Source organism: Amycolatopsis sp. NPDC049159 (assembly GCF_040648295.1).
Lineage (GTDB): Bacteria > Actinomycetota > Actinomycetes > Mycobacteriales > Pseudonocardiaceae > Amycolatopsis > Amycolatopsis pretoriensis_A.
Map to the genome: position 1 here is coordinate 204,485 of NZ_JBEZDL010000020.1, position 21,670 is coordinate 226,154.

Annotated in this window: 19 protein-coding genes and 2 tRNA genes; 7 read left to right on the top strand and 14 right to left on the bottom strand. The window is 70.8% G+C overall.

Annotated elements, in window-relative coordinates:
- Positions 1 to 82: 82 nt before the first annotated feature.
- The gene (locus tag AB0B33_RS33555) at positions 83 to 1,396 is read left to right on the top strand and encodes an acyltransferase (protein ID WP_247014361.1); all 1,314 of its coding nucleotides are present in this window, start codon (positions 83 to 85) and stop codon (positions 1,394 to 1,396) included.
- Here the strand turns inward: AB0B33_RS33555 and AB0B33_RS33560 are convergent.
- The 8 genes from AB0B33_RS33560 to AB0B33_RS33595 all read right to left on the bottom strand — a co-directional run bounded on the left by AB0B33_RS33560 (position 1,386) and on the right by AB0B33_RS33595 (position 7,337).
- Positions 1,386 to 2,282, bottom strand: a complete 897-nt coding sequence (locus AB0B33_RS33560; protein WP_360779189.1) for an amidohydrolase family protein — start codon at positions 2,280 to 2,282, stop codon at positions 1,386 to 1,388. The two genes, AB0B33_RS33555 and AB0B33_RS33560, sit on opposite strands and share 11 nt — an antisense overlap.
- Positions 2,279 to 2,761 (bottom strand): SsrA-binding protein SmpB, encoded by a 483-nt coding sequence (gene smpB, locus AB0B33_RS33565; protein WP_247014363.1) that lies wholly within the window; start codon positions 2,759 to 2,761, stop codon positions 2,279 to 2,281. The genes AB0B33_RS33560 and smpB overlap by 4 nt, the downstream gene beginning before the upstream one ends.
- A gap of 47 nt (positions 2,762 to 2,808) precedes the next feature.
- Entirely contained in the window at positions 2,809 to 3,702 is an 894-nt protein-coding gene (ftsX, locus tag AB0B33_RS33570; RefSeq protein WP_247014364.1) for a permease-like cell division protein FtsX, read from the bottom strand.
- A 48-nt stretch (positions 3,703 to 3,750) separates the two neighbouring features.
- On the bottom strand, positions 3,751 to 4,440 hold the full coding sequence (gene ftsE, locus AB0B33_RS33575) for a cell division ATP-binding protein FtsE (RefSeq protein WP_003082104.1): 690 nt from the start codon (positions 4,438 to 4,440) through the stop codon (positions 3,751 to 3,753).
- 112 nt (positions 4,441 to 4,552) lie between these two features.
- On the bottom strand, positions 4,553 to 5,656 hold the full coding sequence (prfB, locus tag AB0B33_RS33580) for a peptide chain release factor 2 (RefSeq protein ID WP_247014365.1): 1,104 nt from the start codon (positions 5,654 to 5,656) through the stop codon (positions 4,553 to 4,555).
- Positions 5,657 to 5,719: 63 nt separating this feature from the next.
- Positions 5,720 to 6,220: a helix-turn-helix transcriptional regulator gene (locus tag AB0B33_RS33585; protein WP_247014366.1), complete on the bottom strand. Its 501-nt coding sequence runs from the start codon at positions 6,218 to 6,220 to the stop codon at positions 5,720 to 5,722.
- 378 nt (positions 6,221 to 6,598) lie between these two features.
- A tRNA-Met gene (locus AB0B33_RS33590) sits at positions 6,599 to 6,675 on the bottom strand.
- Between the two features lie 77 nt (positions 6,676 to 6,752).
- The gene (locus tag AB0B33_RS33595) at positions 6,753 to 7,337 is read right to left on the bottom strand and encodes a TetR/AcrR family transcriptional regulator C-terminal domain-containing protein (protein ID WP_360779196.1); all 585 of its coding nucleotides are present in this window, start codon (positions 7,335 to 7,337) and stop codon (positions 6,753 to 6,755) included.
- A gap of 94 nt (positions 7,338 to 7,431) precedes the next feature.
- On the opposite strand from AB0B33_RS33595, the gene AB0B33_RS33600 reads away from it, so the two are divergent.
- A complete protein-coding gene (locus AB0B33_RS33600) occupies positions 7,432 to 8,853 on the top strand; it encodes an FAD-dependent monooxygenase (protein ID WP_360779199.1) in 1,422 nt (473 codons plus the stop codon).
- 60 nt (positions 8,854 to 8,913) lie between these two features.
- On the opposite strand, the gene AB0B33_RS33605 is transcribed toward AB0B33_RS33600, so the two are convergent.
- Together AB0B33_RS33605 and AB0B33_RS33610 are read right to left on the bottom strand one after the other, a co-directional pair.
- A tRNA-Met gene (locus tag AB0B33_RS33605) sits at positions 8,914 to 8,987 on the bottom strand.
- A gap of 67 nt (positions 8,988 to 9,054) precedes the next feature.
- Complete coding sequence (locus AB0B33_RS33610) at positions 9,055 to 12,057, bottom strand: UPF0182 family protein (protein ID WP_360779202.1); 3,003 nt, start codon at positions 12,055 to 12,057, stop codon at positions 9,055 to 9,057.
- 149 nt (positions 12,058 to 12,206) lie between these two features.
- Here AB0B33_RS33610 and AB0B33_RS33615 point away from each other — a divergent pair, with 149 nt between their 5' ends.
- Positions 12,207 to 12,746: a PPA1309 family protein gene (locus AB0B33_RS33615; protein WP_360779205.1), complete on the top strand. Its 540-nt coding sequence runs from the start codon at positions 12,207 to 12,209 to the stop codon at positions 12,744 to 12,746.
- Here the strand turns inward: AB0B33_RS33615 and AB0B33_RS33620 are convergent.
- Entirely contained in the window at positions 12,743 to 13,849 is a 1,107-nt protein-coding gene (locus tag AB0B33_RS33620) for a PDZ domain-containing protein (protein WP_360779208.1), read from the bottom strand. The genes AB0B33_RS33615 and AB0B33_RS33620 overlap by 4 nt on opposite strands.
- Positions 13,850 to 13,949: 100 nt before the next feature.
- Between AB0B33_RS33620 and AB0B33_RS33625 the strand changes: the two genes are divergently transcribed.
- Positions 13,950 to 15,386 carry a zinc-dependent metalloprotease gene (locus tag AB0B33_RS33625; RefSeq protein ID WP_247014370.1) on the top strand — a complete coding sequence of 479 codons (1,437 nt, stop codon included), beginning with the start codon at positions 13,950 to 13,952 and terminating at the stop codon, positions 15,384 to 15,386.
- A gap of 619 nt (positions 15,387 to 16,005) precedes the next feature.
- Here AB0B33_RS33625 and AB0B33_RS33630 read toward each other — a convergent pair.
- Positions 16,006 to 16,515, bottom strand: coding sequence for a M48 family metallopeptidase (locus AB0B33_RS33630; RefSeq protein ID WP_247025317.1), 510 nt, complete (start codon positions 16,513 to 16,515; stop codon positions 16,006 to 16,008).
- Between the two features lie 230 nt (positions 16,516 to 16,745).
- On the opposite strand from AB0B33_RS33630, the gene AB0B33_RS33635 reads away from it, so the two are divergent.
- From AB0B33_RS33635 to AB0B33_RS33645, 3 genes are all read left to right on the top strand, one after another.
- Positions 16,746 to 17,801: a ThiF family adenylyltransferase gene (locus AB0B33_RS33635; RefSeq protein WP_360779212.1), complete on the top strand. Its 1,056-nt coding sequence runs from the start codon at positions 16,746 to 16,748 to the stop codon at positions 17,799 to 17,801.
- A gap of 52 nt (positions 17,802 to 17,853) precedes the next feature.
- Positions 17,854 to 19,194 (top strand): AarF/ABC1/UbiB kinase family protein, encoded by a 1,341-nt coding sequence (locus AB0B33_RS33640; protein ID WP_360779215.1) that lies wholly within the window; start codon positions 17,854 to 17,856, stop codon positions 19,192 to 19,194.
- Between the two features lie 162 nt (positions 19,195 to 19,356).
- A complete protein-coding gene (locus AB0B33_RS33645) occupies positions 19,357 to 20,244 on the top strand; it encodes a hypothetical protein (RefSeq protein ID WP_360779274.1) in 888 nt (295 codons plus the stop codon).
- A 285-nt stretch (positions 20,245 to 20,529) separates the two neighbouring features.
- Here AB0B33_RS33645 and AB0B33_RS33650 read toward each other — a convergent pair whose 3' ends face one another.
- Together AB0B33_RS33650 and AB0B33_RS33655 are read right to left on the bottom strand one after the other, a co-directional pair.
- On the bottom strand, positions 20,530 to 20,712 hold the full coding sequence (locus tag AB0B33_RS33650) for a hypothetical protein (protein WP_360779218.1): 183 nt from the start codon (positions 20,710 to 20,712) through the stop codon (positions 20,530 to 20,532).
- Positions 20,709 to 21,581 (bottom strand): class I SAM-dependent methyltransferase, encoded by an 873-nt coding sequence (locus AB0B33_RS33655; protein ID WP_360779221.1) that lies wholly within the window; start codon positions 21,579 to 21,581, stop codon positions 20,709 to 20,711. The genes AB0B33_RS33650 and AB0B33_RS33655 overlap by 4 nt, the downstream gene beginning before the upstream one ends.
- Positions 21,582 to 21,670 lie beyond the last annotated feature (89 nt).

The following is a 21,670-nucleotide window of genomic DNA, read 5'->3' on the forward strand; positions in this document are numbered from 1 at the left end:
TATCCGGCGGGGGTGAACAGGACCCCGAAGACGCCGGTCAGCACCGCTGTCCCGGAACCCCGGACCGGCCAAGCTCAGCAGCATGCAAACGAGCCGGGACCGCTTCCTCGACGTCGTCCGGGCGGGGGCCATCCTCGCCGTCATCGCCCAGCACTGGGTCATGCCGGTGCTCTCCTACTCCGACGGCCGCCTCGCCACCGGGAACGCACTCGCGACGCCGGGGTGGTGGATCGTCACCTGGCTCAGCCAGGTCATGCCGCTCGTCTTCTTCGCCGGCGGCGCCGCGAACCTGATTTCCTTCCGCCGCGCGGAATCCACGCGGACGTGGCTCGCCGCCCGCATCAAGCGGCTGATGGTGCCGGTGCTGCCGTTGATGGCGGTCTGGCTCGTCGTCCCGGACTTCCTGCGCGGCCTCGGTGTCCCGCCGCAACCGCTGCAGGTCGGCAGCGCGATCGCCGCGCAGCTGCTGTGGTTCCTCGCCGTGTACGTGCTCGTCGTGCTGCTGACGCCGCTGATGGTCGCCGCGCACCGGCGCTGGGGCCTGAAGGTTCCGCTCGTCATGGGCGCCGCGGGCATCCTCGTGGACGTCGCGCGCTTCAACGACCTCGGCTACATCGGTTACGCCAACGCGATCTTCGTCTGGGTCGCCGTCCACCAGCTCGGGTTCCACTACGTCGAAGGCCGCCTCGGCACGCTCACCCGCCGCGCCGCCCTCACGCTCTCGGCCGCCGGCTTCGGGATCACCGCGCTGATGGTCGCGTTCGGCCCGTACCCGGCCAGCATGATCGGGATGCCCGGCGCGCCGGTGTCGAACATGAGCCCGCCGACCGTGCTGCTCGCCTTCCTCGCCGTCGGCCAGATCGGCCTGCTGCTCGCCTTCCGCCCGCAGCTCAACGCGCTCGCCGAACGTCCCGGCATCGGCCACGCGCTCAGCTGGCTCGGCGCGCGGTTCATGAGCGTCTACCTCTGGCACATGCCGGCGCTGATCGTGGTGGCCGGTGTGACGGTGTACGGCCTCGGCTACGAAACCCCGGCGCCGGGAACGCTGCTCTGGCTGGTCATGGCGCCCGCGTGGTTCGCCGTGTGCGGAATGGTGCTGCTCGGCCTGCTGCGGCTGTTCGCGCACTTCGAGATGCAGCGCGACACCGGTGAGATCACCGCGAAGCTCCCGCAGCTGGTCGTCGCCGGGCTCCTGGTTTCCGGTGGCCTGCTCGGGCTGGCCGCGCACGGGTTCGCGCCGCTTTCGGACGGCATCGCGCACGGTCCGGTGCCGTGGGTGGTCCTCGCGACGGCCGGGTTCCTCCTGGCGGGCAAGCGGATCCCGGTGACCGCGCTCGGCACCCGCTACCTGGGCCGCGCGGTCGCGGTGAGCGAGCGGGTCGCGCTCAAGCGTTGAGCAGGCGCAGCGGGGTGTCGTGCAGGACCGCCCGCAGGAACGGCTCGCCCAGGCGATCGTCGGCCGCCCAGCCGGCGATCGCCTGCAGCTGCGTCGCGTAGGAGTACGGGATGTTCGGGAAGTCCGTGCCGAGCACGACGCGGTCGGCGAACTCCGCCAGCCGCGCCGTCCAGTCCGGTGGCAGCGGCGACATCGCCTCGGCGAACGGGACGCCCACCATCGTCGTGTCCAGGTGCACCCGCGGGTACTTCGCCAGGAGCTCGAAGGCCGTCCCGAACTCGGGCATCGCCGAGTGAGCGAGCACGGCCGTCAAGTCCGGGTGGCGCGCCAGCACCTCTTCGAAGACCGACAACCCGGTGAAGTCGCCCCGCAACGGTCCGTGTCCACAGTGGACGACCACGGGGACACCGGCGTCGGCGAGCGCGCCCCACACCGGCTTCAGCAGGTCGTCACGCGGGTCGTACGCGCCCACCTGCACGTGCGCCTTGAACACCCGGGCGCCGGCGCGCAGCGCACCGTCCACAGCGGACCCGGCGCCGGGCTCGGGGTAGAACGTCCCGGTCGGCACGGCGTCCGGCACCTGCGCGGCGAACTCGAGCGCCCACGACGTCAGCCACTCCGCCATCCCCGGCTTGTGCGGGTAGACCAGCGGCGCGAACCGCACCACCCCGAGCGACCGCAGCGTCGCCAGACGCTCCTCTTCGGACGTCCGGTAGTGCACCGGCCACTCGGTGCCGTAGTGCGTCGAAGCCCGGTCGAAGTACGCCCAGACCTTGTCCATCACCGGTTTCGGCAGGAAGTGGACGTGCAGGTCGACCAGGCCCGGCAGGCCCAGCGACGCCGTCCACGCGGCGACGTCGGCATCCGAAGCCGGGCCCGCCGTCACTCCGTGAACCGGCCCTTCAACGCGCGGCCCATGGCCTTCCTGATGTCCCGGTCCGCGTCGCGCTTGGCGAGCGTCTGGCGCTTGTCGTAGGCCTTCTTGCCCTGGGCCAGCGCGATCTCGACCTTGACCTTGCCGTCCTTGAAGTACATCGACAGCGGCACCAGGGAAAGCCCGCTCTCCTTGGTCTTGCCGATGAGCTTCTCGATCTCGCGCCGGTGCAGCAGCAGCTTCCGGGTCCGGCGCGGGGTGTGGTTGGTCCACGTGCCCTGCGTGTACTCCGGGATGTGCACGTTGCGCAGCCACACTTCGCCGTCGTCGACCGTCGCGAACGCGTCCGCCAGGGACGCCTTGCCCTCGCGCAGGCTCTTCACCTCGGTACCGACGAGCACGAGACCGCACTCGTAGGTGTCGATGATGGAGTAATCGTGCCGCGCCTTGCGGTTCGACACGATCACCTTCTGGCCACGTTCCTTGGGCATACGACCACTCTACGTGATTCCGGGTAGGACGAGCAGCCGGTTAAACGCTAGTGCCGGACGTACAGGCGCAGCGTGACGTAACCGGTGATGGCGGAGATCACCACGGACACCGCGAGCAGGATCGGCGCCACCGGGAACAGCAGCTCCAGCATCGTGATCTTCGGGAACACGTCACCGGTGAAGACCGAATCGAGGAAGCCGGCCTTCGTGATGATGAGCATGATGATCCCGAGGATCGCACCGACCGCGCCGGCGACCACCGCCTCCAGGAGGAACGGTAGCTGCGTGTACCACCGCGTCGCGCCGACCAGCCGCATGATGCCGACCTCCGTGCGCCGCGTGAACGCCGACACCTGGATCGTGTTCGCGATCAGCAGCAGCGCCGCGATGGCCATGATGAGCGCGGCGCCGAACGCCATGTTCCGGACGCCGTTGAAGGCGTTGAACACGCGGTCGAGGAACTTCTTCTGGTCGTCGACCTTCCGCACGCCCGGCTTGGTCGCGTACTCCTGCACGATCGAGTCGCTGCGGTCCGGGTCCTTCAGCTTCACGTGCAGCGACGCGGGCAGCGACTCGGGGCCGGTGAGCGCGATCAGCTCCGGCTGGCTCTCGAAGATCTTCTTGAACCGGTCGTAGGCCTGGTCCCGGTTCTCGAACACGACCGACTCGACGCCGCTGTTGCTCTGCAGGTCCGACCGCAGTGACTGGCACAGCGCCTGCGCGCAGTTCTTGTCCGTCGTGCTGATGTCGTCGGTGAGGTAGACGGAAACCTCGACGTCGGCGAGGAAGTTGGACTTCATCTTGTCGATCGTGCGCACGGCCAGCAGGCCGCCGCCGAGCATGGCGAGTGACACGGCCGTGGTCAGCATCATCGCGATGGTCATCGTGATGTTCCGGCGCAGGCCGGTGACTACCTCACTGAAGACGAAACTGGCGCGCATGGCGGGTGCAGGTCCTTGGGGTCGGGGTCGGTGCGGGGTGGGCGGGTCTCAGCGACCGATGCCGTAGACGCCTCGGGCGTCGTCGCGGATCACCCGGCCGAGCTGCAGCTCGACGACTCGGCGCCGCATGGAGTCCACGATGGAGTGATCGTGGGTCGCCATCAGGACGGTCGTGCCGGTGCGGTTGATCCGCTCCAGCAGCAGCATGATGTCCTGGCTGGTGTCGGGGTCCAGGTTCCCGGTCGGCTCGTCGGCGAGCAGCACCAGCGGCCGGTTCACGAACGCGCGCGCGATCGCGACGCGCTGCTGCTCACCACCGGAGAGCTCGTTCGGCAGCCGGTCGGCCTTGCCGTCGAGCCCGACGAGCTCGAGCACCTCGGGGACGACCTTCTTGATGGTCGGGCCGGGCTTGCCGATGACCTCGAGGGCGAACGCGACGTTCTCCGCGACGGTCTTGTTGGCCAGCAGACGGAAGTCCTGGAACACGCAGCCGATGGTCTGCCGCAGGCGGGGGACCCGGCGGCGGGCCAGCTTGGCGACGTCGAAGTTGGACACCATCACGCGGCCCTTGCTCGGCGTCTCTTCGCGCAGCAGCAGCCGGAGGAAGGTCGACTTCCCCGATCCCGAAGGACCGATGAGGAAGACGAACTCACCCTTTTCGATGTCGACGGACACCCGCTCGAGCGCGGGCCGCGTCGAGGTCTTGTAGACCTTGGAAACCTCTTCGAGCCGGATCACGATTCGGCATACTACCCACCGGTCTCGTGAAGCCCCGGTTGCCCGGTCCACCCGGGTGGAGCAGCGGGCGTTCGCGCACGGTGAGCGGTCGCGCGAACACCCCCCGCGCCGATCAGGCGTTGGCGGTCTGCTTGCGCCAGCGGATGCCGGCGTCGAGGAAGCCGTCGATGTCGCCGTCGAGCACCGCGCTCGGGTTGCCGACCTCGAACTCGGTCCGCAGGTCCTTGACCATCTGGTACGGGTGCAGCACGTAGGAGCGCATCTGGTTGCCCCAGCTGGAGCCGCCGTCCTTGAGCGCGTCCATCTGCTTGCGCTCTTCTTCCTTCTTGCGCTGCAGCAGCCGCGACTGGAGGACCTTCATCGCGGCCGCCTTGTTCTGCAGCTGCGACTTCTCGTTCTGGCAGGAGACGACGATGTTCGTCGGGATGTGCGTGATGCGCACCGCGGAGTCGGTCGTGTTCACGCTCTGCCCACCGGGGCCCGACGAGCGGTAGACGTCGACCCGGATGTCCTTCTCCGGGATGTCGACGTGGTCGACCTCTTCGACCTCGGGCAGCACCTCGACGTGCGCGAACGACGTCTGGCGGCGGCCCTGGTTGTCGAACGGCGAGATCCGGACGAGCCGGTGGGTGCCCTGCTCGACCGAAAGGGTGCCGTAGACGTAGGGGGCGCTGACCGTGAACGTCGCCGACTTGATCCCGGCCTCTTCGGCGTAGGAGGTGTCGTAGACGTCGGTCGGGTAGCCGTGGCGCTCCGCCCAGCGCAGGTACATGCGGAGCAGCATCTCGGCGAAGTCGGCCGCGTCGACGCCGCCGGCTTCGGCACGGATGGTGACGACGGCGTTGCGGTCGTCGTACTCGCCGGAGAGCAGCGTGCGGACCTCGAGGCCGTCGATGGACTTGCCGAGGTCGGCGAGCTCGGTCTCGGCCTCGCCCATGCTGCCGGCGTCGCCTTCGGCCTCGGCGAGCTCGTACAGCACGCCCAGGTCGTCGAGCCGCTGGCGCAGTTCGGAGACCCGGCGCAGCTCGCCCTGCCGGTGGGACAGCTGGCTGGTGACCTTCTGGGCCGCCTCCGGGTCGTCCCAGAGGGTCGGGCTCGAGGCCTGCTGTTCCAGGTCGGCCACCTGGGCACGCAGCGCATCCAGGTCCATCACCGACTCGATTTGCGTCAGTTTGCCGGTCAGGTCCTTCAGTGCCGCGTCGAACTCATCACTCACGTTTGTCAAGGTTACGGCAAAACCCACGACCGGTTGCGAGGACCGGTCGTGGGCGCGCGAACCTCAGGCCGCGGGGATGGCGTCGAGCAGCTTCAGCGCGGCCTTGGCCTGAGCCTGGGCGAACTCGGCGACGGCCTTTTCGTACGGCCCGTCGGCCGCCTTGGTGGCCGCCTTCGCGTCGTCGAGCTGCTGGCCGTAGCTGGTCCGGGCCGACTCCAGCAGCGACTGGCGCTGCTTCGCGGTCAGCGACCCCGCGTGCACGAGCCGCAGGATCAGCGGGCTGCGCAGGTGGTCGGGACCGGCCTCGGACGTCAGCCAGGCCTTGAAGGCCTTCTTGCCGGCGGCGGTGATCAGGTACTGCTGGCTGGAGCGCGGGCCCTGCTTGCCGAGCCGGACGAGACCTTCCTTGGACAGCGCCGGGAGCTCCCGGTACACCTGGCTGCGGGTGACGCTGAAGAAGGCGCCGAATCGCTCACCAGCTCCCGCGACGAGCTGCCCGCCGGTGGCGGGACCGTCGTGGAGCAGACCGAGCAGGGCGGCGGCTGTTGCATTCAATTCGGACACGTCCCCTACATTCCCACTTATCGGCCCCTGTGTCCACAGTGGTCAGCGGAGCTGTCCATTGTGGCTAGTGAGATCCCCTCGTTCGGCCCAATGCGACCAGGTCCACTGTGGACCGCGGACACGCAGCGCAACCATGGCCGCGGTTCTTTGGTCCAACCAGCCGCACGCGAACGGCCGCGGAACGGCCAGGCAGGTGAGTCCGGCAGTCGGTTTTCCCCGGCTTGGCCGAGAGCGGACACGCACCGCAACCACCCCGCCGCGAGCGCCGCATCGCGGAATCCGCGGTTTTCCGAGCGTTTCGCGGGAAAGTCGCAGCGGAAGTTGTGCGGATATGACAAAAGAGGCGCGTTCCCGGATTTCCGAGAACGCGCCTCTTCGTGGTAGCGGGGACAGGATTTGAACCTGCGACCTCTGGGTTATGAGCCCAGCGAGCTACCGAGCTGCTCCACCCCGCGCCGTTGTGGTACTTGAATAGATTACACGGGGTCGCCAACGGCTTTGCACCGGGGTCCACCAAGCGGCTGACCAGGCGTTACTCCACTCCGAGCCACCGGCGTGCTCCACTCAGGACCATGGCGAGCCCGTCCTCGAACCGCGAATCGACGTCGGCCAGCAGGTCCCCGGCCTCTTCGCTGCGGTAGCGCTCGTCCAGTTCGCCGGGCTTCGGGTAGACGGCCTGCTCTTCGATGGTGAACCCGACGACGTAGCTGTACACGGTGAACAGCGCCTGAGCGGCCCGGCGCTCGTCCAGCCCGGCCTCGATGCTGCGGCGCAGCGGACTGGGCGGGACCGATCCGGTGTCCCCGAGGTAGGTACCGGCGAAAACCTTCCCGCCGTCGCGGTAGGACAGCATCATCCGCCGCAGCGCCCGCGCGCTGTGCGCGACGGCGTCCCACTCCCCCAGCCCCGCCGGCGGCAGGCGGTCCTCGGCGGAATCGCGGTACATCTGCGTCGCCATCTCGTCGAGCAGCTCCTGCTTGTTCTTCAGGTGCCAGTAGAGCGCCGGCGCCTTGACGCCGAGATCGGCCGCGATCAGCCGCAGGGTGAGGCCGTTGAGGCCGGCCTCGTTGAGCAGCTTCAGCCCCGAGCGTGCGATGTCCTGCCTGGTCAGGGCCATTTTTCCGGTTCTCCTCGCGGTGCCTGCTTGACAATTTAACGATGTTAAGGGCATCCTCGGGTCAGGTCAATTTAACGTTGTTAAGGAGCTGGGGATGGACGAGCTGACCGCGGACGTGGTCGTCGCCGGGGCGGGCCCGACCGGGCTGATGCTGGCGAACGAACTGGCACTGGCCGGAGTGGACGTCGTCGTGCTGGAACGGCTGGCCGGGCGCACCGGGCTGTCGAAGGCGCTGAACCTGCAGCCGCGCACGGCGGAGGTGCTGGACCTGCGCGGCCTGCTGGGCCGGGCGGAGCAGCGCTCGTTCACGACCGTGCCGGAAGGCCACTTCGCGATGATCCCGGTCAGCTACGCGGGCTGGGACACGCGGCACCCGTACCAGCTGGGCATCCCGCAGGCGCAGGTCGAAGCGGCGCTGGAGGAGCGCCTGGCCGAGCAGGGCGTGAAGGTGCTCCGCGGGCACGAGCTGACCGGCTTCGCCCAGGACGAGGGCGGCGTGACGGTCACGGCGGGCGACGTCCGGGTCCGCGCGGCGTACCTGGTGGGCTGCGACGGCGGCCGCAGCGCGGTGCGGAAGGCGCTGAACCTGCCGTTCGAAGGGGTCGAAGGCCGCGGGCACGGCGTCTCGGCGGACGTCCTGTTCCGGTCGGCGCCGCCGGGCGCGCCGACGGAGTGGCGGTCGATGCGGGACCTGGTGCGCTCGGCGGCGTCGCCGGGATCGTTCGTCGGCCTGATCCCGCTGGCCGAGCCGAACCTGTACCGCCTGAGCTACGGCGACCGGCTCAACCGCCCGGCGGACCTGCGGGCGAAGGTGACCGACGACGAAGTGCGCGAGGTGGTCCGCGGCCGGTTCGGCGACGACGTCGAGATCGCCGAAATCCGCTGGGCGTCCCGGTTTTCCGACGACGCGCGCGTGGCGGGCCGCTACCGGGTGGGCCGGGTCTTCCTCGCCGGCGACGCGGCCCACACCCACTTCCCGGCCGGCGGCCAAGGTCTGAACCTCGGCGTCCAGGACGCGGTGAACCTGGGCTGGAAGCTGGCGGCGGAGCTGAAGGGCCGCGCCCCGGCGGACCTGCTGGACACCTACGAAGCCGAACGCCGTCCGGTGGCGGAAGCGGTGCTCGCGAACGTCGCGGCCCAGACCGCGTTGATCCCCGCGACGCCGGAGCAGGGCGCGCTGCGGCTCCTCTTCCAGGACCTGACGGCGATCCCGGCGGTCCAGCACCGGCTGTCCGGAATGGTCTCGGGCCTGGACATCCGCTACCCGTCGCGAGAACCCCACCCGGCGGCGGGATCGCGCCTCCCGGACTTTCCCCACGGCGACGGCCACGTGAGCGACCTGTTCCACAAAGGAAAGTTCGTCCTGCTGAGCACGGCGCCCGTGGCGCCACCGCATCCGGACGTGGTCGTGGCCCGGGTGGCCGCGCTCCCCTGGCCCGACCTGACGAGCGTGCTGGTCCGCCCGGACGGTTACGTCGCGACGACAACGGATTCGATGGGCGCCTGGCTCGTCTGAAGAAACTCGCCTGATGGAAAAAAGAAGAGGCGTGGCCATCGGCCACGCCTCTTCTTCCAGTAGCGGGGACAGGATTTGAACCTGCGACCTCTGGGTTATGAGCCCAGCGAGCTACCGAGCTGCTCCACCCCGCGTCGTGAGACCTACCCTACGCCACCCTTTCCCGGGGGTGCAAAGCAGGTGCCACTTAGGTAACTGACGTCACCCTCCAGGCTGCGTGGTGGACGGCGGAGCGCTGCTGGACGGCGCCGCCGGCTTCGCTGCCTCGTACGCCCTCGCGGCCGCATCGAGCGCCGCGAGCGCCGCACCCTGGTCGGCGAAGTTGCCCGACTGCTGCGCCGCCTTCAGCTTCGCGATGGCCGCCTGGATGTCCGTGACCGCCTTGTCGAGCGCCGCGTTCCCGCCGCCGGCGTTGGGCGGGTTCGTCGGAGTCGTGGCCGGCGTGGTGGGCGGTGTCGTCGTCGGCTGCCCCGCCTGCGGTGGCGTGGTCGTGGCTTCGCCGGTGCCGGCCCCGAAGACCTGGTCGAGCGCTTCCTGCAGCGTCGCCCCGTAACCCACCTTCGGCCCGTACGAAACGAGGACGCGGGCCAGCTGGGGATAGCTGTTCTGGTTGCGCTGGCGGATGTAGACGGGTTCGACGTAGAGGAAGCCGTCCGCGACCGGGAGCGTGATCAGGTTGCCGTAGATCGGGATGACGTTGGGGTTGTTGAACAACGTCCGGTCCTGCGCCACCCGTGGATCGCTCTGGAACCGGTTCTGCACCTGCACGGGACCGTCGACCTGGGTCGCCCCGGTCGCCGCGCTCGGTAGTTGCAGGACGCGGATCTTCCCGTAGTCGTTCGCGTCGGACGACACCGACATCCACGACGCCAGGTACTGCCGCTGCAGACCGGTGAGCGAGCTGGTCAGCTGGAACGTCGGTTTGTTCTGGCCCGGGGTGTCGGCGAGGACGTAGTAACCGGGCTGGTTCGCCGCGCCCGCCGCGGCCGGGTTGGAGCCGCCTTCGGCCGTCGGGTCCTGCGGGACGCTCCAGAACGCCTGCTGCGAGTAGAACTCCTGCGGGTTGCTGACGTGGTAGCGGGACAGCAGTTCGCGCTGGATCTTGAAGAGGTCCTCGGGGTAGCGGAAGTGCGAGCGCAGGTCCGGCGAGATCTCGGAGCTGGGCTTCACGAGGCCGGGGAAGACCTTCTCCCAGGCGTTGAGGACCGGTTCCTTGTCGTCGATCGAGTACAGCGTCACCGTGCCGTTGAAGGCGTCCACGGTCGCCTTGACGGAGTTGCGGATGTAGTTGATCGAGCTGTTGGCCTGGCGCGCGACGCCGTTGAGGGAGTCGTTCGTGGCCGCGCCCAGCTGCGTCTGCTGGGCGTACGGGAAGTTGTTGAGCGTGGTGTAGCCGTCGATGATCCACTGGATCTTGCCGTCGACGACGGCCGGGTACGGGTCGCCGTCGAGGGTCAGCCACGGCGCGACCTTGCTGACGCGGTCACGCGGGTCGCGGTTGTACATGATCTTGGAGTTGTCGCCGATGGCGTCGGAGAACAGGATGTTCCGTTCGCCGTATTCGGCGGCGAAGGCGAGGCGGTTGAACCAGTTGTCGACCGAGACGCCGCCGGTGCCCTTGTAGGTGTAGCGGTCGGTGGCGGTGTCGTACTCGCCGGGCGCGTTGCCCGTGGTGCCGCCGACGATGGCGTAGTCGGACTCCGCGGCGGACAGCTCGCCGTAGTAGATGCGGGGTTCCTTGACCTCGATGCCGGGCTGGCCCGCCCCGGGCGAACCGGCGCCCCCCGGGTTCTGCGTGTCGCTGGTGGTGGCGATCGGGTAGCCGCCGTCGGAGTTGGCGTCCTTGACCGCGCGGTCGATGGTGTTGGCCGGCGCGGCGACGAACCCGTTGCCGTGGGTGTAGACGAGGTGCTTGTTGATCCAGCTCGTCTGGTTGCCGGTCAGGCCCTCGGTCTTGATCTCCTTGGCCGCGACGATGTAGTCCTGCGTCACGCCGCCGACGGTGTAGCGGTCGATGTCGAGCTTCGCCGGGAAGCCGTAGAAGTTCTCGCGGCCGACGCGCTGGGTGAAGGTGTCGGAAAGGATGTTCGGGTCGAGCAGCCGGATGTTCGACATCGTCCCGCTGTCGGACTTCAGCTGGTCCGGTGTGGCCGACGACGCGCCGTTGTACTGCTGGTACTGGACGTCGGTGAGGCCGTACGCGCGGCGGGTGGCGTCCATGTTGCGCTGGATGGACGTCGCTTCCTTCTCGTTCGCGTTCGGCTTCACCGAGAACTGGTCGAGGATCGCGGGCCACGCGACGCCGACGAGGATGCTGGACAGGATGAGCAGCACCAGCGCGATCGCCGGGAGCTGCAGGTTGCGCAGGAACGCGCCGGCGAAGAACGCGACCGCGCAGATCACCGAAATGCACAGCAGGATCAGCTTCGCGGGCAGGACCGCGTTCAGGTCGGTGTAGGTGGCACCGATGAACAGCGGGGCGCCGCGGTCGGACAGCAGCAGGTTGTAGCGGTCGAAGAAGTACTCGGCCGCCTTCAGCAGCACGAAGAGGCCGACGGTGATGGCGAGCTGCGCGCGGGTCGGGCCGGCCAGCTGGCCGCCCTTGCCGGCGAGCCGGATGCCGCCGAAGACGTAGTGCGAGATCAGCGCGCCGAAGAAGGAGATGACGACGGCGATGAACAGCCAGCCGAGCAGCCAGTTGTAGAACGGCAGGTCGAAGGCGTAGAAGCCGACGTCGTTGCCGAACTCGGGGTCGGTCTGGCCGAACGAGGTGCCGTTGAGGAACAGCTGCACGACCTGCCAGTCGCCCTGCGCGGACAGACCGGCGATCAACCCCGTCAGCACCGGGATGCCGATCCCGAAGAGCCGGATCCGGGCGACGATCGCCGAGCGGTAGCGCGCCAGCGGGTCGTCCGCGCCGGAGATCGGGACGAACACCGGGCGGGTCCGGTAGGCGATCATCAGGCTGATCGCGAGCGCTCCGCCGACGAACACGCCGACGGCGAAGAACAGGATGACCCGGGTCACCACCTGGGTGGTGAACACCGATCGCGCACCGACTTCGCCGAACCACAGCCAATCGACGTACGTGTCGAGGAGGCGGGCCCCGAGCAACAGCGCCAGCACGATCACCGCGGCGATGATGAGGAGGATCCGGCTCCGCCGGGACAGCTTCGGCAGGCTCACCGGGGGCCGAGTCGCCACGGCACACGCTCCTGTCTTCGTCAACACTTGAACAGGGGCGCGTGCGCCCCCTGATTCCCTAACTCTACGGATGCCCCGTGAAGTTCCCGGGACCCGCCCAAACCGGACTCGCGAAGATCGCGCGCCGGCCGGCCTGACACCATGTGCGCATGGCAGCAGACGAAGCGCGACAGGCCGGTGTGGCCGCGCTCGCTCGTGAGATCGAGGAGTTCATGGCCGCGGGTGGCTGGGACCAGCCGCCGCAGCTGTTCGCGCTGGTGCCGACGGCGGCGCTGCTGGACGAGCAGCCGGAGCTGGCCGGGCAGCTGGACCGGGCGAACCCGCTGACGCCGGTGGCGCAGGAAGCGCTGCCCGACGGCGACCTCGCCGAGGCGCTGGGCCGGATCGCGTGGCCCGATCTGGTGATCGGCTGCGCGCTGGCGCAGGAGATCATCGTGCTGCCGCCGGGCTCGGAGTCCGAGCTGCCCGACGTCGCCGAGGCGGACGCGGAGAGCCTGCGCCGCGCGGCCGCCGACCACCCGCAGCGCACGGAGGCCCGCCTGGTGGCCGCGGTCCTGCGCGACGGCGAAGGCGCCTGCGCGATGCGGCTGCGCGGGGTCGGCACCGAGGAGCCGGTCGACGAGATCGTCGAGAGCCCGGACCTGGCGCCGAACCTGCTCGAAGCGCTCAAGGCGACGCTGCTCCCCTAGCAGGCGGCCGTCGGACGGCCCGCCTTCAGGTTGCCCAGCTGGGTGAGCGCGTCGTCCAGTGTGGACACCTTGATGAGGTTGAGCCCGGCCGGCGCGTTGGTCTTCGCCTCGGCGCAGTTGTGCTCGGGCACCAGGAAGTCGGTCGCGCCGGCCTCGCGCGCGCCGACGACCTTGAACGAGATCCCCCCGATCGGGTCGACCTCACCGGTCTCGGTGATCTCGCCGGTGCCGGCGATGTGCCGCCCGCCGGCCAGGTCGCCGGGCTGCAGCCGGTCGATGATCGCGAGCGTGAACATCAGGCCGGCCGACGGGCCGCCGACGTCCTGCAGGGAGATGTTGACGGTGAAGGGCGCGTCGGCCCGGTCGACCGCGGTGAGGCCGATGAAGCCCTCCTTGCGGTCCGGGCGCGCGGCGAGCGTGAGCGGCACGGTCCGTTCGGGCTGGCCGTCGGACTGGAAGGTGATCTGCACGGTCTGGCCGGGCAGCGTGCCGGCCAGGGCGTTCCGGACGTCGGCGGCCTCGACGATCTTCTTGCCGTTGACGGTGATCAGCTTGTCGCCGGGCGAGAGCACGTGGTCGGCGGGGCTGCCGGAGACGATCTGCTTCGCCAGCACCTTGACCGGGTAGCCGAGCTTGCGCAGCGCCGCGACCTGGGCGTTCGTCTGCGAGTCCTGCAGCTGCTGGATGTTCTCCTGCTTGACCTGCTCGTTGGTCTCGCCGGGCTTGAAGTACTCCTCGCGCGGCGCGAGCGCGTACCGGCCGCTGGCCCAGAAGCCGAGGCCCTGGAAGAGGGTGACGCCGTCGTGCAGCGAGACGGTCGTCATCCGCAGCTCGCCGGTGGTCTGGAAGGTGTCGTGACCGGTGACCTGGATGACCGGGTTGCCCGCGGCGTCGCGACCCAGCGTGTCGTAGGTCGGGCCCGGGCTGATCGCGACGAACGGCACGGGCACGACCGAGCCGAGCACCACGAAGATCAGGAACAGCGAGCCGCTGACCACGAGTGTCCAGCCGCGGCGGGTCATCCGCCGGGCCTCGCCGGCCGGTTCCGCCGCCGGTTCCGGCGCGCTCTTCGCGGGGGCGGTCTCCTCGGAGGACTTGGTCACGACCGACAGCGTACGGTGACCGCGTTCGCTTCTCGGTGAAGGCCACGCAACGGGTCCGGTTCACGCCCTCGACCGCCGCCGACCCGCGTACGGTGGACACATGAGCAAACCCCCGTTCGGCTTCGGACCGTCCGATCCCGACAAACGAGGTGAGAACGACCCCTCGGAGCCTTCGGGCGCCGAGGCCTTCAACCAGCTCGGGCAGATGCTGAGCCAGCTGGGCCAGATGCTCAGCCAGGCCGGTACTTCCAGCGGGCCGGTGAACTACGACCTCGCCAAGCAGATCGCCCTCCAGACCCTCGGCAGCGCCGGCAACACCGGCCAAAGCCGCCTCGGCTTCAGCGGCGGCGACGACGCGAACGCCGCGGTCCGCGACGCCGCCCACCTCGCCGAGCTCTGGCTCGACGCGGCAACGGTCTTCCCGGCCGGCGCGACGTCGACGGTCGCCTGGTCTCCCCGCACCTGGGTGGAGAAGACGCTCCCGACGTGGCAGCGCCTCTGCGACCCGGTGGCCCAGCAGATTTCGGGCGCGTGGATGCAGGCGTTGCCCGAGGAGGCCAAGCAGGCCGCCGGCCCCCTGTTGCAGATGATGGGCCAGATGGGCGGCATGGCCTTCGGCTCCCAGCTCGGCAACGCGCTGGCCCAGCTGGCCTCGGAGATGCTGACGGCTTCCGAGATCGGCCTCCCGCTGGCCCCCGCCGGAACATCGGCCCTGCTGCCGGCGAACATCGAGAAGTTCGCCGACGGCCTGGAGCTGCCGAACAGCGAGATCCTGGTGTTCCTGGCCGCCCGCGAGGCCGCCCACCAGCGCCTGTTCACGCACGTCCCGTGGCTGCGCCAGCGCCTGCTCGCGACGGTCGAGGAGTTCGCCCACGGCATCACGGTCGACACGTCGGCCCTGGAGTCCCTGGCCGGCCGCATCGACCCGTCGAACCCGGCGAGCATCGAAGAGGCCATGTCTTCGGGCCTCCTGGAGCCCCAGACGACGGACGAGCAGAAGGCGGCCCTCCGACGCCTGGAGACGCTGCTGGCCTTGGTCGAAGGCTGGGTGGACGTGGTGGTGGCCGAAGCGGTCGGCGACCGCCTCCCGGGCGCGGACGCCCTGCGCGAGACCCTCCGCCGCCGCCGCGCAACCGGCGGCCCGGCCGAGCAGACGTTCGCCACCCTGGTCGGCCTGGAGCTCCGCCCCCGCCGCATGAGGGACGCATCCAACCTGTGGAGCCTGGTGGGCGACCGCCACGGCGCCGAGAAGCGCGACGGCCTCTGGTCCCACCCGGACCTGATGCCGACAGCGGAGGACCTGGACGAGCCGATCGACTTCGCGGACCGAGTGGGCGAGAGCGGCTCACTGGACGACCTGGACCCGATGGCGGAGCTGGAGCGCACGGAGCGGGAGGAGCGGGAGAAGAAGAACCCGTCACCCAAGCCGGACTCCGCGGCCGCGTCCGACTCCGACACTGCCGCCGGCTCCGGCTCCGGCTCCGACAAGGCCCCGGACACCGACCCCGACTCCGACAAGGGCGGCCAGTCCTCCTGAGCCGACCCCGGCGAGGCTGACCGGCCCTCCAGAGTTAAGCCCGCGAGGCCGACCGGCCCTCCCGAGCTAAGCCCGCGTGGCCAGCCAGTCCTCCCGAGCTAAGCCCACGAGGCCGACCAGCCCTCCCGAGCCGGAAGTCCGACCGGGGCGCGATCGCCCTAGAGCTGTGGTCCAGAGGGCCGGTGACCTGCGCAGAGGGTCACCGGCCCTCTGCGTTCACCACCGTCCCCATCCAGCACCATCCGGGCACCCCCCGGGTCCCAACCGCACCTCCCGCGCGCCGGCCTCAGCCACCGCACCGTCCTCCCGAGCTAAGCCCGCAGGTCACCGACCCTCTGGCATCCACCACCGTCGCCAGCCGGTTCAGCGGGTCAACGCCCCGCCACCCAGCACCGCCAGGCGCCCCGGGTCCCGCCCGCACCTCCCGTGCGCCCAGCCGGCACCACCGGCCGGCCCGGGCCGCCCAAGCTCCGCAGCCACCAGCCGACTCGGCCACTCAAGGCCCGCAGCCACCCGCACGGCCCTCACCGTCACCAACCACCCCACTCACCCCTCCTGGCGCCCCGAAACCAACCGGGGCAACCCGCGAACACGCAGGTCACCCCGGCCACCTCACCGCTCAATCCTCGAGGGAAATCCCCCACCCGGCGGCCGCCGACAACCCCTCCAGGTACCCGATCGCCCGCTCGGTCTTCGGGTACCGCTGCACCAACGCCCAGAACGCCGCGTCGTGCCCGGGTTCACGCAGGTGCGCCAGCTCGTGCACCAGCACGTAGTCGAGCACCCACGGCGGCACCTTCCGCAGCCGGTCGCTGACCCGGATGGTCGCGTCGACCGGTGTGCAGGACGCCCACCTCGTGCGCATCGGCGGCACCCAGCGGACGCTCGCCGGCCTCGCGTCACCGCCCAGGTACTTGCCCGACAGCAGCGCGCAGCGCGCGAGCAGAGCTTCGTCCGACGTCTTCGGGGACGCCGGCCGACGTGGTTCCGAGCGCTGCAGTTTGCGCTCCATCTCGGCGACCCAGTGTTTCTCCTCCGCCCTGGTCATCCGCGCGGGGATGAGCACGACGAGCGTGTCGTCCTTCCAATACGCGGTGACCGTCCGGTGCCGGCGCTGGCTGCGCCGCACTTCGACCTTGTGTCCCGGTGTGTCCGACGAGGGGTTCGCGTCCCCTCGGCCTCTCAGTGAAGGCATGCGTGCTTCGACCACTCGACAACGGTAAGGCCAGGCACCGACAACTCCGAGAGACTTGCGGTCACAGACCCGAGTTGTCCACAGCCCTCTCCACTTGTGGACAACTCGGCCGATCCGGCGCCTTCCCGAGCTTTCCGGTCGGTCCGGGGTGCCATCCTGCGGACATGCTCCTCACCACCGCGGACATGCCCCCGGTCCTCCTGCCCACCCATCCCGCCCTGCTCCCGGGCCTGACCGTGCTCGAACGAGGCCCGCGCGAGATCCAGATCGGGCTCGACCCGCGCCACGGCGTGATCGTCGAAAACCTGGCACCGGAGCTCACCGCACGAATACGCGCGCTCGACGGCAGCAAGCCCGTCGAGCGGCTCCTGCTCGCCGAGAGCGAACACCGTGACCAGCTGCGCACACTGCTGCGGCAGCTGACCGCGCTCGGCCTGGTCACCGACGCCGGCCGCCCCGAAGGCCCGGGGCTGCGCGGCGAAACCGGCCTCTGGTCGCTGCGGGCCCGGCATCACCAGCTCGCGCTGGCGGAGCGGCGGCGCGCCGCGGCGGTCACGGTGCACGGCAACGGCCGGGTGGCGGTCGCCGTGGCCGTCCTGCTGGCCAACGCCGGGGTCGGGCACGTCGAGCTCCAGCAGTCCGGCGCGGTCACCGAGCACGACCTGGGGTCGGGCTTCACCACCGCGGACCTGGGCCGGACCAGGCGGCAGGCGCTCGCCGACCTGCTCCGCCGGGTCGACCCCGAGGTCCGCGTCACGCGCCTGCACGACCGGTACCCGGACCTGACCCTGCTCACCGACGCCGTCGTCCCCGCGCCGGAGGCCGTCGCCGAGCTGATGGAGGACGGCGTCCCGCACCTGCCGGCGCGCGTCCGCGACGGCACCGGCATCGTCGGGCCGCTGGTCGTGCCGGGCCGCAGCTCGTGCCTGCGCTGTGCCGACCTGCACCGGACGGACCTCGACCCGTGCTGGCCCCGCGTCGCCGGGCAGCTCGTCGGCCGGCACCAGCGGCCCGACCTCGGCGCGGTCCACGCGTGCGCGTCGCTGGCCGTCGCCCAGGCCATGCGGCTGCTCTCCCCCGCCGCGCCGGCGCCGCCGGTGTGGAACGCGACGCTCGAAATCGACGCCTTCGACGGCCGCATCCGCCACCGCGGCTGGCCACCCCACCCGAGCTGCGGTTGCGGCGCGCGACCCCCTACGACAGGAGACGTAGGCCACTAAGACCGCGTGAGCAGGCTGCGCACTCCCGTGCACGCAAGGCAGAATCGCGGGGGTGACCGACTTCCGCGACCCGGGCGACCGCGACACCGCGATGCCGCGCAAGGGTGCCGCCCGCACCGCCAAGCTCGCCAGTCTCCCGCTCGGCATCGCCGGCCGGGCGGTCGGCGGGTGGGGCAAGAGGCTCGCGGGCCAGAGCGCGGAACAGGTGAACGCGACGCTTTCGGCCAAGGCCGCCGAGCAGCTGTTCGAGGTGCTCGGCACGCTCAAGGGCGGGGCGATGAAGTTCGGCCAGGCGCTGAGCGTGTTCGAGGCGGCGGTGCCGGACGACATGGCGAAGCCCTACCGCGAGGCCCTGACGAAGCTGCAGGCCGCCGCGCCGCCGATGCCCGTCCGGCAGACCCACCGGGTGCTCGCCGAGCAGCTGGGCCGCACCTGGACCAGCCGGTTCGCGTCGTTCGACGACGAGCCGGCGGCGGCCGCGAGCATCGGCCAGGTCCACCGCGCGGTCTGGCACGACGGCCGCGAGGTCGCCGTCAAGGTGCAGTACCCGGGCGCCGACGAAGCGCTGCGCAGCGACCTGCGGCAGCTGCAGCGGTTCAGCCGGCTGTTCCAGGCGTTCGTGCCCGGCACCGAGGTCAAGCCGCTGCTGGCCGAGCTCGCCGAGCGGATGAACGAGGAGCTCGACTACCAGGCCGAGGCGCAGCACCAGCGCGCCTTCGCGAAGGCGTTCGACGGCGATCCCGGCATCCTCGTGCCCCGGGTGGTGGCGAGCGCGCCGAAGGTCGTCGTGACGGAGTGGGCCACCGGCACACCGCTGTCCAAGGTGATCGCGGACGGCGACCGCGAGACCCGCAACCTGGCGGGCCGGCTGCTGGCGGAGTTCCACTACTCCTCGCCCGAGCGCGTCCACCTGCTGCACTCCGACCCGCACCCCGGCAACTTCATGATCACGGCCGACGGCAGGCTGTGCGTCATCGACTTCGGCGGCGTCGCCCGGCTGCCCGAGGGCATCCCCCGCCACCTGGGCGAGATGACGAGGCTGGCCCTCGACGGCGAGTCCGCGGACCTGATGCGCCTGCTGCGGGAGAACCGCTTCATCCGGCCGGACAGCGACCTGACCGCGGACGAGGTGCTCGCGTACCTCGCGCCGTTCACCGAGCCGCTGGCCGAGCCGACTTTCCACTTCACCCGCCGGTGGATGCAGAAGCAGGCCTGGCGGGTGGGCGACAGCCGCGGCAACGACTTCCGGGTCGGCCGTTCGCTGAACCTGCCGCCCGAGTACCTGATGATCCACCGGGTGACGGCCGGCTCGACGGGCATCCTCTGCCAGCTCGACGCGGAGATCCCGGCACGCGGCATCGTGGAGCGCTGGCAGCCGGGTTTCGCCGGCTGAGTTGTCCACAGGCGGGGCCGCGAAGGGGTGGTTGCCGCCGAGTTGTCCACAGGCGGCGGGGAGGCTGTTCCACCCGGTTGGCGGAGCCGTCATGCTCGATGCATGGCTGCTACTCAGTGCACCGACCCGCTGTCCCTCAGTAACCCCGGCACGTGCGAGGTGATGAACCTCGAACAGTTGCGAAGGGCCGGAGTGTCCGACCGAAGAACCAGGCGGCTCTGCGGCCCCGGCGGGCCGTGGCGCCGCCTGCACCCCGGCGTCGTCCTGCTGCGCAACACGGCTCCGACGCGGCAGCAGCTGCTGCACGCCGCGCTGGTGCGGTACGGGCCGCAGGTGGTGATCACCGGTGCGGACGCGCTGCAGGCCCACGGCGTGAAGTACCCGCCGTCGGAGGAGATCCGGCTGCTGGTGCCGGATCATTGCCGGGTGGTGGCGTGCGAAGGTGTCCGCGCGGCCCGCACGGCCCGGCTGCCGTCCCCGGTCCAGGTCGACGGCCTGCCGTTCGCCCCGCCGGCCAGGGCCGCCCTCGACTTGGCGCGAGCGGAGCCGGATCCGGCGCGGATCCGCCACCTGCTGACGCTGCCGCTCTACTGGGGTCTGTGCGACCGCCAGGAGCTGGTGCGGGAGCTCGACACGGGCCCCCAACGCGGCACGTCGGCGGTTCGGCGGGTGCTGCGTGACCTGGACGAGGGCCCGATCCAGGCGCACGGCCTCGCCACCCGAGTCCTGGAGACGGCTCGCCTCCCACCGCCGAACTGGGACATGACGATCTGCGACCGCCGAGGCCGCCGCATCGGCCAGGCCGACGCATGGTGGGACGAGCAAGGCCTCGCCTGGCAGTACCGCTGCGGCCCCGGCCCCTCCGGCGGCTTCAGCCACCTGGCCCTGGCAGCGACCGGCATCGTCCTGGTCCGCTGCACGGTCCGCCAGCTGCGCCAGGTCCCCCACGAGGTGGCCCAGGAACTGGCCCGGGCGTACGGCGACGCGTCCCGCACACCTCGCCCCCGGGTCCGCGCCATCCTGATGTCCACCTCGGGCGACGCGGCCTGACACCCCCGGCCCCACCGAACCCGACCACCCCACAGGAGGCCAGATCGAGCACGAACACGCCCCACCCGGCAACCCATGCGGCTCTCGACCACCGAGCCTGCCCGCACCCGCCAAGCCGGCCTGCGCCCACCCAGCCACCGGCCGGCAACCCGCTCCACCCGGGCGACTCGCGCCCCACCGAGCCCCGCGCCCGCCAACCCACCGAAGGCCCGATCACCGACCACCGAAACCAGGCGCGACCCGACTCGTGCCCGGGCCGACCGACTCCTCAGGAGGCTGAATCGATCACCAATACTCGTCGGGCAGCTTGCCCTCGATGTCGCGCACGTGCTGCCGAGCGCAGTCCGGGCACAGCCACCGCAGCGCGCCGCGCTCGCGCGTCGAGACCCATGCGAGTGCCGTAGCCGGATCGTCGTCCGAGCGACGGCGACCGCAGCGGGTGCACGTCGGCGATTCCGGGGCGCTCATCGCGACCGTCCACAGTGGATTGCCTTGGCGCCGAACAGGAAAAGGTCGTCCCGGTGGCCGAGGAAGTCCGGGCTCCGCGGGTCGGTCAGCGCGGCGACGGCCTCGCGGTCGTCGGCCGCAAGCCACTCCCCGACCGACTCGGCGAGCCACCCGACGCGCTGCAACACGTACTCGCGCAGCCGGTCCGAACCCGGCGCCGGGTGGTCGATGAGCGCGCCGAACGACTCGACGTCCTCGAGCCCGGCTTCGCGAAGCGCGCGGGTCCAGCCGTAGGGCATGGCGACACTGCCGTCGGTCTCGGCCCGCATCCGGGCGAACCACTCGCCCCGCGCGGCGAGCAGTCGTTGCTCCAGTCCGGGCCGGCCGACGCCGAGCTCCCAGGGCAGGCATCGCAGGTCGAGGCCGCCTTCGGCGATGGCGAGCACCCCGCCCGGCCGGAGCAGACCGGCCAGCGTGCGGAGCGCGGCCTGCTGGTCGCCGACGTGGTGCACGACGCCGGCGGCCCACACGAGATCGGCGGCGGGCACCTGCCCGGCCAGGCCGGGATCGGCGAGGTCCGCACGCCGGGCGACGACGTCGACGGCGCCGCCGGCTGCCTCGGTGACCGCCCGCTGGGCCTCGGCCAGCAGTTCCGGCGTCGCGTCGACGAGCACGACGGTGCCCCCGCCCGCGCGGGCGAGCTCGCGCGCGAAGAGCACGCTCATGCCGCCGGCCCCGGAGCCGACGTCGACGACGGTCGGCCGCGCACCGACCGCGGAGAGCAGTCGCTGGGCGACGGGCGCGAGCGCTTCCGCGTCGAGTGCGTCGGCCATGCGCAACTGGGCCAGGCGGTCGGCCCAGTCGATGTCGTGGTGGGTGTGTCCGGACATCAGCCCATTGAACACCAGCGTTCTCGCCGGGGAGCCGGACGAAGCGCGCGCGCAGGGCCCCCGCCACCCGAAGGCGGCAGGGGCCCTGC